Annotated in this window: 17 protein-coding genes; 13 read left to right on the forward strand and 4 right to left on the reverse strand. The window is 36.1% G+C overall.

Annotated features, from left to right (window positions below; all coding sequences use genetic code 11):
* Nucleotides 1-105: 105 nt before the first annotated feature.
* Nucleotides 106-855 carry a S24 family peptidase gene (locus F4V57_RS14215; RefSeq protein ID WP_070070812.1) on the reverse strand — a complete coding sequence of 250 codons (750 nt, stop codon included), beginning with the start codon at nt 853-855 and terminating at the stop codon, nt 106-108.
* Nucleotides 856-969: 114 nt separating this feature from the next.
* Between F4V57_RS14215 and F4V57_RS14220 the strand changes: the two genes are divergently transcribed.
* The 5 genes from F4V57_RS14220 (at nt 970) to F4V57_RS14245 (ending at nt 3,764) form a co-directional block, all read left to right on the forward strand.
* The gene (locus F4V57_RS14220; protein ID WP_070070811.1) at nt 970-1,224 is read left to right on the forward strand and encodes a transcriptional regulator; all 255 of its coding nucleotides are present in this window, start codon (nt 970-972) and stop codon (nt 1,222-1,224) included.
* Nucleotides 1,225-1,234: 10 nt separating this feature from the next.
* Complete coding sequence (locus tag F4V57_RS14225) at nt 1,235-1,507, forward strand: hypothetical protein (RefSeq protein WP_070070810.1); 273 nt, start codon at nt 1,235-1,237, stop codon at nt 1,505-1,507.
* 347 nt (nt 1,508-1,854) lie between these two features.
* Nucleotides 1,855-2,211: a hypothetical protein gene (locus F4V57_RS14230; RefSeq protein ID WP_070070809.1), complete on the forward strand. Its 357-nt coding sequence runs from the start codon at nt 1,855-1,857 to the stop codon at nt 2,209-2,211.
* 798 nt (nt 2,212-3,009) lie between these two features.
* Nucleotides 3,010-3,309: a DUF4258 domain-containing protein gene (locus tag F4V57_RS14240; RefSeq protein ID WP_070070807.1), complete on the forward strand. Its 300-nt coding sequence runs from the start codon at nt 3,010-3,012 to the stop codon at nt 3,307-3,309.
* Between the two features lie 8 nt (nt 3,310-3,317).
* Nucleotides 3,318-3,764 (forward strand): helix-turn-helix domain-containing protein, encoded by a 447-nt coding sequence (locus F4V57_RS14245; RefSeq protein WP_070070806.1) that lies wholly within the window; start codon nt 3,318-3,320, stop codon nt 3,762-3,764.
* A 476-nt stretch (nt 3,765-4,240) separates the two neighbouring features.
* On the opposite strand, the gene F4V57_RS15035 is transcribed toward F4V57_RS14245, so the two are convergent.
* Nucleotides 4,241-4,375, reverse strand: coding sequence for a hypothetical protein (locus F4V57_RS15035; protein ID WP_264754225.1), 135 nt, complete (start codon nt 4,373-4,375; stop codon nt 4,241-4,243).
* A 250-nt stretch (nt 4,376-4,625) separates the two neighbouring features.
* On the opposite strand from F4V57_RS15035, the gene F4V57_RS14255 reads away from it, so the two are divergent.
* The 3 genes from F4V57_RS14255 (at nt 4,626) to F4V57_RS14265 (ending at nt 6,786) form a co-directional block, all read left to right on the forward strand.
* On the forward strand, nt 4,626-5,453 hold the full coding sequence (locus F4V57_RS14255) for a hypothetical protein (RefSeq protein WP_070070804.1): 828 nt from the start codon (nt 4,626-4,628) through the stop codon (nt 5,451-5,453).
* A gap of 280 nt (nt 5,454-5,733) precedes the next feature.
* Nucleotides 5,734-6,348: an autotransporter domain-containing protein gene (locus tag F4V57_RS14260; protein WP_141729286.1), complete on the forward strand. Its 615-nt coding sequence runs from the start codon at nt 5,734-5,736 to the stop codon at nt 6,346-6,348.
* A 9-nt stretch (nt 6,349-6,357) separates the two neighbouring features.
* A complete protein-coding gene (locus F4V57_RS14265) occupies nt 6,358-6,786 on the forward strand; it encodes a hypothetical protein (protein ID WP_070070802.1) in 429 nt (142 codons plus the stop codon).
* Nucleotides 6,787-6,990: 204 nt separating this feature from the next.
* Here the strand turns inward: F4V57_RS14265 and F4V57_RS14270 are convergent, their stop codons facing one another.
* Complete coding sequence (locus tag F4V57_RS14270; protein ID WP_070070801.1) at nt 6,991-7,584, reverse strand: LexA family transcriptional regulator; 594 nt, start codon at nt 7,582-7,584, stop codon at nt 6,991-6,993.
* Between the two features lie 75 nt (nt 7,585-7,659).
* Here F4V57_RS14270 and F4V57_RS14275 point away from each other — a divergent pair, with 75 nt between their 5' ends.
* The 5 genes from F4V57_RS14275 to F4V57_RS14295 all read left to right on the forward strand — a co-directional run bounded on the left by F4V57_RS14275 (nt 7,660) and on the right by F4V57_RS14295 (nt 9,860).
* Nucleotides 7,660-7,854 carry a hypothetical protein gene (locus F4V57_RS14275; protein WP_070070800.1) on the forward strand — a complete coding sequence of 65 codons (195 nt, stop codon included), beginning with the start codon at nt 7,660-7,662 and terminating at the stop codon, nt 7,852-7,854.
* A 16-nt stretch (nt 7,855-7,870) separates the two neighbouring features.
* Entirely contained in the window at nt 7,871-8,152 is a 282-nt protein-coding gene (locus F4V57_RS14280) for an antA/AntB antirepressor family protein (protein ID WP_070070799.1), read from the forward strand.
* Between the two features lie 289 nt (nt 8,153-8,441).
* Nucleotides 8,442-9,137, forward strand: coding sequence for a hypothetical protein (locus tag F4V57_RS14285; protein WP_227515718.1), 696 nt, complete (start codon nt 8,442-8,444; stop codon nt 9,135-9,137).
* Between the two features lie 87 nt (nt 9,138-9,224).
* Nucleotides 9,225-9,521, forward strand: a complete 297-nt coding sequence (locus F4V57_RS14290; protein ID WP_070070798.1) for a type II toxin-antitoxin system RelE/ParE family toxin — start codon at nt 9,225-9,227, stop codon at nt 9,519-9,521.
* Between the two features lie 12 nt (nt 9,522-9,533).
* Nucleotides 9,534-9,860 carry a HigA family addiction module antitoxin gene (locus F4V57_RS14295; protein WP_070070797.1) on the forward strand — a complete coding sequence of 109 codons (327 nt, stop codon included), beginning with the start codon at nt 9,534-9,536 and terminating at the stop codon, nt 9,858-9,860.
* 158 nt (nt 9,861-10,018) lie between these two features.
* Here F4V57_RS14295 and F4V57_RS14300 read toward each other — a convergent pair.
* On the reverse strand, nt 10,019-10,113 hold a 95-nt coding region (locus F4V57_RS14300; RefSeq protein ID WP_150330557.1), incomplete at its 5' end, for an IS3 family transposase.

The raw sequence follows: 10,113 nt of genomic DNA on the forward strand, positions 1-10,113 counted from the left end.
CGGGATTAGTGGTCCCGAATACTTAGAACCTCAAGTGTTAGGCACTTGAGGTTTTGTTTATTTCAAAAATCTTCATCCGATAGTATTTTTTGAGCGCGCAGTTATCTACCACTTATCCATCCTTTGCCATGACCAAACCCAACCAATAACCCTGAAATTTTGCTTTGTAATATCATCAATAGTAAGAATTTCTTCATTGTACTCATCTTTGTTATCACTAACGATTCGCACTCCACAGTTGGGCATTTGATATAATCGCTTACATCTAAAAAGACCACCATGTTCGATTGCAAAAATCTTTCCATCTTTTATTTGATTCCGACCCATGTGTACATACACAGTATCCCCATCCTCAATAGTTGGACTCATTGATCTATCAAAAGTAGTTGCAGCAAAAATTTGATCTTTAGTTGCACCTATTTTATCAAGTGTCTTTCTACTAATTCTTAGTCTACGCGTTTCATCATCTAAAGCTTCATTTTCAAAACCATTCCCACATGCAAACTTTAAGTCCTTGTAAAAAACAACATCAATTTCATCAGGATCAAGAGGCGTGTTTGAGTCCCAATCTTCCACTTGAGTCAATTTTAAGTCTCTGAAAGGCGTATCTTCGGGGCAATCTCTGTCTAAATACCATTTTTCTAGATTGATTTCACTCTCAAGCCTTCTAGCAACTTTATCTCCAAAACTACTATGTCCGTTTATCAATTGAGATACAAAGCTCGGCCCACCTTTAATCTCGTACTTGGTTGCAAATTCTGCATCATTAGAAACGACACCATTTCTTTTGGCATCATCAATTAGTTTGCGAAGGTTTTTGCGACGAGTCGCAACAATCGGGGTATCTTTTTCCATAAAAAAATTCTATCTATTTTTTAGTAAAAACTAAATTCATAAACACTAAATAATTGTTGACTATTTTCTTGATAAAAATTAGTATTTACTAAATATTATTTGGTGGAGGTTAATATGCCTAAGAAAGACACCACTCAGCTAAAACAGTTTTTAAAACCTATGACAAAGGGAGAGAGAGTTGCTTTTGCGGAGAAATGCGGAACAACACTGGGTAATTTATATCAAGTGATATATAGCACAACCTCATGTAGTGCTGATCTTGCAATTGCAATTGATAGAGAAAGCAATGGCGCTGTCCGTTGTGATGATTTACGTCCGTCCGCCGACTTCTCATATTTGAGAAACCAATGTGACCCTTTAACCGCATAAGGACAGTTTTATGAGTCTTGAAAAAGAAGATCTCAGGACAAAACACGATCCTGACATCATGAACAAACTTCGTGATATTTCCGCTTATTACGGAATGGAAATAACTAGACAAGCTGCAATCCTCTTTGAAAAAGCCGTTGTAGGTGAATGGCATATCGTCAATTTAGGGCTTGAGCGCATAAAAAGAAATGAGCGAATGAGGGATATTGTGGTCGGTGAAGGGAATGACAGGGATAACTTGGTCAAGTATCCAATTCAAATTTCAGACAAAGAAAAAGCCTGAGTAGTGATCAGGCTTTCATATTCAACAATCGGAACGATCTTATGAATGACAAAACTTTAACACAACGCCCATGCAGTAACAATAGTTCAGACAGAATTGAAGCCTGGTATGGGTACGTATGTATTCCAGCGTGTGCACGATATGTTTAAGTTTTTCAGAAATGAGGAAATTAACTTAGGGTAAACGAAATCGATTTTGATGATAAGTTGTCAAAAGCAAAAGGCACTATTCATAGCTATGGCATGCTTGACCGCAAACGAGAGAAGAAGATTAACAATATCCGCAGGAATGAATGGCTATCTAAACATTTACAACTTTTACCATTCATTGATCTATAGGGGATTTACATGTCTGATTATAAATACATTACCATGGCTTGTCGTATTGCAATCGATGAAGATGAAGAAGTGGATTTTATTGTAAATGGTGAATCACTGGTCATTGTAGCAATAGAGTCCTGTGGGAAAGATGGGATTGAAATTGCTCATGATAAATTAATGAATCATTTTCCCAACCATAAAGTCATAACCACTCACATGCCTTTATTTGGATATTTTGATACAGCTCTGGAAATAATGGATTTAGAAGCGGAGATCGCTAAATGTGGTCAGACTTTCCACCACGAGGATAAACCACATCGTTTAGATGATGCTTTCAATTGGGAGGAACTGCACAATCCGGTTGTGCAAAAGGGCAGTTGTTAATGAAAACTAAAAACAAAGCCAGATTTGCTCTGGCTTTATTGCTTTTACCAGCTTACTAATATATAAAATTGAAAAATATTTAGATAACTGGGGATAAAAATGATTGAATGGATAAGCAACAGAGTAACTAGGATTGAATACGCTTTTATGGAGTTTCCAAAACTTAAGTGGCTATCTTTGTTTTACTTTATGATATTTTGCTTATCTATAGTGCTATATCAACCGCTTTTGCTTGCCCTGTATAATTTAAATTTTCTAGGGCAATATGTTCTTCAAGACCTGATTTCGAAAAATGTCCATTGGCTAATTTGGGGTCAATTAGTAGTGCCGATCATAATAGCTTTCTTTTCCTATACAGATGTTTCAGAAAAACATGATGAAATGCACATGAAGAAATACGGCAATTATCCAAAATGGATTTAGAGCAAGAGCCACTTATAAAAGACTTCGTGAACACCGTAGCTATTCACAAGCTATTTCTGATTTTTCGGACTTTTTTAACGAGAATAGGCATTTGTTGGTATTGGATTACGAATACATACAGAACGGTATTAGGGCTTTTTATGTAGTGGTGAGTTAACTTAACTACAATACTTTAGATTTATATATAAGTCGTGGAACATTTTCAATAAGTTGCTGAATTATTTGATATATATTGCGATAAAGGATTTTTAAATAAAAGTCAATATTGACTTGCAAAAAACTTATTGCTTTTATCTAGCAGATGCTAAATAATACATTACCGTCAGATTTTGACGATGAATGCTCATCAACCCTTGCCTATGAAGTGAAAGTCATATGTGTTTAAGCTTAATTGAAGCAACTAGGAAATTAAGAGAGTTTGCTCAAGATACCAGTAAGATTAAGCTAACAAGCCACGCAAGGGAAAGAATGAAGGAGCGATGCATCTCTCTCAAGCAGATTGTTTGCTGCTTTGAGCATGGAGATATTACCGAAGGGCCGTACATGAATACTCGCGGTAATTGTCAACTTAATGTTTCGGTTCGAACAGCAGGCGAATACATTACAGCCACAGTTGCGATTAAGATTAGTGAGAACGGTGAATCTTCGATAGTAGTTACTACATTTAAAGAGTAGGCAGTATTATGTATCATTATGAAGAATGCGGTTTAAGCAATGTTTGGCTGCTAGATGGTTACACAATTGAAAATGATGATGATTATGGAGAAACTGTCTCCATTGCATCAGTGTACGACCTTCATAAAACAATTGGATTGTTTCTAATCACTCAAAGTCCTGAACTTTATGGTGAACAGATCCGATTTTTGCGAAAAGAGCTTAATCTCTCTCAAAAAAATCTAGCAGGACTATTGGGTGTTGGTGAGACTAGTGTTAGGTCATGGGAAGCCGATAGAGGGAGGATAGGTAGCCCAACTGATAGGCTTTTACGTGCTCTCTATAAGGAGCATGTTCAAGGAGATGGGGAGCTTCGCAACATGATTGAAAAATTAAATCACCAAGAAAGAACTTTGGTGCCAAAAAGTGTAAGTTTTAAATATGGCAATAATCATTCATGGCATCAAAGTTTGTAAGAATTAATAACGCTTATATAAAAGCACCTCAACATTGAGGTGCTTTTTTAACGCAGAAACTAAGGGTGATAGGTACAAAGTTCAATAGTCTGTGTTGCTGTTTACTTGAGTTAATTTGAAATTTACAAATCTTCATGCACTCGGTAGAATAAAGAAACCTATTAAACTTGCTAGAGGAGTACCTTATGCAAACGTTTTTGGGATTGCTGCGAGATTTACAGCCCGAGTGATCAGGTCAATATACCGATGAGCCTGTACAGTAGTTCTCTAATCAATTCCTGTCTTAATCCCAAAAGGCTAATTCTTGTCTGAATTGTTTACTTCAGAAAGATGTGCCAGGGTACGGGCAGAGAAAATTAAAGGCAGCAGTGTTTCAGTTGGTTTCAAACGATGTACAGGTTGGGATTAAAGTTTGGATAAAACCTTCTGAAACACACTTTACTTATTTACCTAAAATTCTGGGCTTAAATGCAATATTAAGCCCAACGATTAAATTCACTATGATCCACATTACATGGCTTGCGCTCAACCAGATTTAGACATTCACCTCGAAAAACCACTGGTAATTGTTTCTGTAAATCTGTATTGAACTCAGATGTAGACGCTTTCATTTCTTCCAGTAATTCACTGAGTAGCGATTGTGCATCTTCACGATTACGCAGTAGTTGCTTGATTAGCCGTTCTTCACACTCATGACGAGCTTTTAGATAGGGCTCAATGATACCAAGTATGCTGATAGAACTAAATTTGTGAACAATTTTATTCTTGCAAGATTGACAGTTTTAGATATCTTGGTTAAGAACTCCATCACACAAGAACCAGAAAGTGACGATGATCAACTAAGCTTAGTAGGAGGTTGGAATGTTTGATTCTTTTGATTTTCCTGATGCGCCTACCTATAAGGCTCAGTGGAAACCGGTTTATTTCGAGCCAATTGTGAATAGCGGCGAGAGAATTACCATTCTTATAGTGGTAAAAACTGGTGACAATTATGCTTACTATGAAACTTTACATGAAAGTGTTATAGATAACTTGTATGGCTCCAAGTCATTACCATTCAAGAATTTAATTAAGTACATTAAATCACAAATAGACAAAAACAATGGTGAATTGAATAACTGCATTGAAGGTGTGCATGATGGTTCATGGTCTAATGCATCTTCATTAGATGCGGCAGGAATAGCAAGACAGGGGTTAAAAAGAACTGCTAGTCTTGGAACATTAGCAATGAAAGAGCTGTTTAATGAAGAGGAAAAAGAACAGGATGTAGCTGAGCTAAATTGGGGTAATAAAATTAAACAGGAGTTTTTAAAGACTCATCCAGCTTATGAGAAATCATTTAATCATTCCGTAGCTGTCTCAAAAAATGTAAAAATAAAATGTGGATTCCATTCGGCAAGATATGCAGCTAAATTTAACGTGTGTACGGTTAAAACTATCTCAAGAGTTAAAACTAGTCTAATGGATTTGCAGATTTTGGAAGATCATGGGCAATCTAATAAGTTAGACCTAATTTTATTTGTGCCGAATGCTGATGGGCTTTTGGTGACAAAAAAAATGCGAGATAAAATGAATGAACATATTTTGCTTTTAAAGGAACAATGCAAAGATTCAACTATTGAGATTGTTTCATGTGCAAGTGAAAAACAAGGGTCCGACAGACTTTCCACAATGTTGAATGTGGCTTAATACCCTTAACAATCACCAACCACACAGTATTGAGTGGCACTTAAAGGCTTAGGTAGTAAAACCATTCTTCGGAATGGTTTTTTAACCCCTTAGTCATATAGCTTTTGTCTTTATCAAGTGTTAAATTCTGTAAACGAATATATTATATAAGTTTTAAACTGGGGATTTTTTTGTGAAGAGAATATTAATTTTATCCGTAATGATGATTGTGAGTGTATCTGGGTATGCTAACTCAAATGTAGATACATCCTTAGCAATTCAGCCTGGATATCCTGCGGACATGGAGCCACAAGCTGTTAAAACAGAAACTGGTTATCAATACCAGCAGAAACCATCCTACCCAGTGCAGAAACAGATTCAAAATCGAAATAAATCATTGTCCATAGAATATACTGCACAAAAAGGTAAGTTTGAGAATGATATAGATGCAGATTTGAATGGTGTGGCAATTGGTCTGTCAAGTTCCCCAGATCATCATGGGTTTTGGTCAAAGTTTGAATATTTGAAAAATAACGATTATGACGCTGATTATTATGAATTATCAATCGGCGCTCATTACAATTTTATTTATGTTAATAATTTTTATCTTACAGGAACAGCGGGTTTAGGTTTTGGTTGGGCTAAAGTGGATGGTTTTGACAATTCATCATTTTTTACGGTTCCCTTAGGTTTAGAGGCTGGCTTTAACTTTACTCCAAGTCTTTCATTATTCGGTGGTGTTGGATATAAATGGGCTTGGGATGTTTCATCTTCAACAAAATGCAATGATGGTACAACCAGTAATAGTACAGGAAGTGGGGCTTGTTCATGGCATGATGGGGTTAATAGCTCAACTTATACGATCGGCGACTTTGATGGTGTAACGTACAAAGCGGGTCTAAGGTATAATTTCTAAGGTATTTTTATGAAAAAGATTTTATTGATGTGTTTGGTTGTGGGGTTGGTTGGGTGTGTGACTGCTCCAGTTCAAAATAACGAAAGAAAGCCATTATCTAATGATAGAATATTGAGCTATAAAGAAAAGACCGAAATCAACAACTCTAAAATAATTGTTACTAGAGATTCAGGGTTTTTAGGCGGTGGTTGTTATTATGGTTTTTGGGTGGATGGGAAGCTGACCGCCAGATTCGATACAAGAGAAACAGCAGAGTTTTTCATACCTGAAGGCGAAAGAGTGCTACGAGCAGGTAGAGATCCTTATGGAAAAGGACTGTGTGCTGTAGATCAAAGTAATTGGACTCAAATAGAGACTATAGTATCTCCAGAAAAAGCCAAAACATTTAGATTGTCTTTGGATTTAAATGGTAGACCCGCCATTCAAAGAGAGAATTAAATGATCATTAATTAATAAAACCTCGCATTTGCGAGGTTTTTTATTACCTAAAATTTGGAGAAAATCATGGCTGTAAGATCACTAGGACTTTTAACTTTAGACTTGGTTGCAAAGATTTAGCCACAATCACCCTTAAGAATGATTGTGGCAACTAAACAAGTTATTTTGCTAGTCGACCGACTGCTGCTTGAATGATGTCTGGTTCTATATTAAACCTTGTCTAAATACAACCTTGCCCAATACTAATGCATCATCATTAATTACGGCAAGAGGTTTATATTTTTCATTGTCTCTCTCCAGAACAAAACCTTGCTGATTTCTGAAAAGGCGACCAATTAATTTTTCACCATATAAAAAAGTGAGATAAAGCGCACCAGATACAATTTCGTTATCAGATTTATCTATAAGTACCAAATCACCATCAAAAAGTGTGGAGGACATAGCATCTCCTCTTACACGATATACAATTAAATCGCTAATTGGCTCAAGATTGTATTTAACACAAAAAGATCGGGGCAAGATGATCTTATCACCATCGTTATTCGTAAAAACTATGTTCTCATCAGGGTGTAAATCGCTTATATCTAAGGAGCAAAGATCAGCATTATTAAACACGTCCTCGCTTATATTAAGTGCTTTAAGGATTTTTATAAAAGTTGATTGGCGCGGTTTGCTTGAACCAACCTCATAATCGGAAATCTGCTTTCCTGAAACGCCCACCAGCCGAGCTAATTCGGTTTGAGTTAAATCCCGAATGGATCGAAAGTATTTTAAACGATTAGAAAAGTCTTTTATCATATAAAACCTATTGACAGTCATACAAACTTATAATAACTTATAAATATACATACAATTCTATAAGGAGTTATTGAAATGTATACATGCGGATATGATGACGATTTGGCAGAAATTGTCAAGAAGGAAGCGGCGCGAAGTGAAAGAACTGTAAAAGGTCAATTCACATATTTTTTAAAAAAAGCTTTAAGAGAGGAAGGGTTATTACCTTCTGAAAATGAAAAAACAGATTGCACTCGCCAAAGTCAACAATCTGCTCATGTTCAACCCTAAACAAAGGAATCAAACTATGGAAAATAGTAAGGCATATACAGAAAATATGCAAGATGAACAACTGATTGAAGTATTTAATGCTGAAATCGGAGGTGTTAAACAACAAGCGGTTGATGCTCGCTCACTTCATTCATTTTTAGGTAGTAGACAAGATTTTTCAACATGGGCAAGAAATCGCATATCCAAATATAAATTTGTTGAAAATGAAGATTTTATCTCATTCCATAAAAAAATGGAGCGAGAAATAGGAGCAACTAAACGCATTGAGTACTTCCTTACTGGATTGCCCAGACCATAAAAAATAAAGTTTCAACTTTTTATGAGCATAATTTGCAGGTATTACGTCAATTCTGCGTACATGGCAATAAATTATTAAAGAAAAATAACTTGATCAAGTTGACCTGTTTATTTCGTCATTCGGATGAGATTAGGGTGATTGAACGGTTTGCAGGAAAGTATGTGTAAATTTCGATTATACCCAATTAGACCATTAAGAAATAAGTCATGGATAAAATAGGAAAATGATAGATATGTTAGTTGAACGATTTGATTTTTTAGAGTTATTACGCCTTGCTATTGCTTAGGGTATGGCAGAGGGGAAAAATATCTCAAAGGATGTAGTATTGGGGGAGATGGCATTATTATCCAGACCGGCACATCTATGGTCTATGCTCTTGCTGGAAAAAGTGGATTTTGAGCGTATTGCCATTATTACTCCACCACAAAAACAAACCCAGACGTTTTATAGTCGATATGATTTTAACTACCATTACGAACGCCGTATTAAAGATATTCCCGGTAAAATTGAATTTGTACATGGACCGATAAAATCTGCAAATTTCTTTCGAGTGCGTAATCAGTTAGCATTTATTATCCATCGTGAGATGATCAAAAATAATTTTAAACCGAATAATGCACAAGGTGATTTAAGCCATATTGCCAAGGGCTTGGCAGAAGTAGTATTAAGAAGTCATCTCCTGGTTAAATCCATGTGTAATCATTGCTCTGGCTTGGGTAAGCTTGAACTATTTCAAGGGAATTGCCATGTTGGTCAAAAGATTTGTAATAAGTGTCAGGGCACTGGTAAGCGGCCCTATACACTTTTTGAAAAGATCACGATTGCAAAGTTAAATATTAGAAAAGCAGCATATATCAAGAGGTATCAAAAATATGAATTAATTGGAGAATCTGTTATTGCTGAGTGGGAAAATATGATCCGAGATCAGTTGGCAAGGTCATTTTATTATGAGATGGGCATACCTAATAAATTGGAAGAAGTTTAAACGGTTATGCATTTTAATTTCTCTAGACCATTTGCCTTGTAATGCGTATCGTTACACGATACAATGCGTGAAAGACAGGACGTAATCATGATTAAATCGTTTCGGCATAAAGGACTAAAAAAGTTCTTTGAATCAGGTTCTACAGCAGGGATACAACCTGCTCATAAAAACCGTTTAGCTAGACAATTACATCAACTGAATGTTGCATCTTGTCCCGATGATATGAATTTGCCAGGTTGGGGGTTACATCCATTACAGGGTAAAAATCCAAAAAAGCAGGATGTTGAAGGTCATTATTCTATTTCAGTAAATGGAAATTGGCGTCTAACATTCTACTTTGATCATGGCGATGCCATATTAGTTGACTATCAAGACTACCATTAAGAGAGGTATATCATGGTTCAAATGTTTAATCCACCACACCCTGGTGAAACTTTACGTGAAGATGTATTACCTGCACTTAACTTGACTGTTACAGAAGCAGCTGCTCAATTAGGTGTATCAAGAGTTACATTATCACGTGTGCTGAATGGAATGTCTGCTATCTCACCTGAAATGGCATTACGTCTTGAAGAGTGGTTGGGGGTTGAAAATGGTGGGCGTGCAGATCTTTGGTTGAGTATGCAAACGAATTACGATCTTTGGAAGGCAAGAGAACGTGTTCAGCAGCATCCTTTAAGTGTTCGTTCAGTAAAACAAAAAAGTACTGCAATGACGATGTAATGTTTTAAAGACTTAGGATTTTAATATTGCATGAAAAGACCTTACCAAGGGGAAACACTTGGTGTTAAATATTTGTATAGTGGACGTTTTATAAATTAAACGTTCAATTGATGAAGCTCGCATGTTTTGAACTGTCCCCCGAAAGTTGGACGGTTTAATTAGGCTGATTTTAAGGACTGATTTCTGTACTGTACAGGGGTCAGTCCTTTTAATTTGATCTTGATTCGTTCATGATTGTAATAGTGAATGTACT

The sequence above is a fragment of the Acinetobacter qingfengensis genome (assembly GCF_008693185.1).
Taxonomy (GTDB): Bacteria; Pseudomonadota; Gammaproteobacteria; order Pseudomonadales; family Moraxellaceae; genus Acinetobacter; species Acinetobacter qingfengensis.

Bases quoted from the DNA above. Each gene is read 5' to 3' on its own strand.
- F4V57_RS14215 (WP_070070812.1), bottom strand. From the start codon at position 855: ATGGAAAAAGATACCCCGATTGTTGCGACTCGTCGCAAAAACCTTCGC.
- F4V57_RS14220 (WP_070070811.1), top strand. From the start codon at position 970: ATGCCTAAGAAAGACACCACTCAGCTAAAACAGTTTTTAAAACCTATG.
- F4V57_RS14225 (WP_070070810.1), top strand. From the start codon at position 1,235: ATGAGTCTTGAAAAAGAAGATCTCAGGACAAAACACGATCCTGACATC.
- F4V57_RS14230 (WP_070070809.1), top strand. From the start codon at position 1,855: ATGTCTGATTATAAATACATTACCATGGCTTGTCGTATTGCAATCGAT.
- F4V57_RS14240 (WP_070070807.1), top strand. From the start codon at position 3,010: ATGTGTTTAAGCTTAATTGAAGCAACTAGGAAATTAAGAGAGTTTGCT.
- F4V57_RS14245 (WP_070070806.1), top strand. From the start codon at position 3,318: ATGTATCATTATGAAGAATGCGGTTTAAGCAATGTTTGGCTGCTAGAT.
- F4V57_RS15035 (WP_264754225.1), bottom strand. From the start codon at position 4,375: ATGAAAGCGTCTACATCTGAGTTCAATACAGATTTACAGAAACAATTA.
- F4V57_RS14255 (WP_070070804.1), top strand. From the start codon at position 4,626: ATGTTTGATTCTTTTGATTTTCCTGATGCGCCTACCTATAAGGCTCAG.
- F4V57_RS14260 (WP_141729286.1), top strand. From the start codon at position 5,734: ATGGAGCCACAAGCTGTTAAAACAGAAACTGGTTATCAATACCAGCAG.
- F4V57_RS14265 (WP_070070802.1), top strand. From the start codon at position 6,358: ATGAAAAAGATTTTATTGATGTGTTTGGTTGTGGGGTTGGTTGGGTGT.
- F4V57_RS14270 (WP_070070801.1), bottom strand. From the start codon at position 7,584: ATGATAAAAGACTTTTCTAATCGTTTAAAATACTTTCGATCCATTCGG.
- F4V57_RS14275 (WP_070070800.1), top strand. From the start codon at position 7,660: ATGTATACATGCGGATATGATGACGATTTGGCAGAAATTGTCAAGAAG.
- F4V57_RS14280 (WP_070070799.1), top strand. From the start codon at position 7,871: ATGGAAAATAGTAAGGCATATACAGAAAATATGCAAGATGAACAACTG.
- F4V57_RS14285 (WP_227515718.1), top strand. From the start codon at position 8,442: ATGGCAGAGGGGAAAAATATCTCAAAGGATGTAGTATTGGGGGAGATG.
- F4V57_RS14290 (WP_070070798.1), top strand. From the start codon at position 9,225: ATGATTAAATCGTTTCGGCATAAAGGACTAAAAAAGTTCTTTGAATCA.
- F4V57_RS14295 (WP_070070797.1), top strand. From the start codon at position 9,534: ATGGTTCAAATGTTTAATCCACCACACCCTGGTGAAACTTTACGTGAA.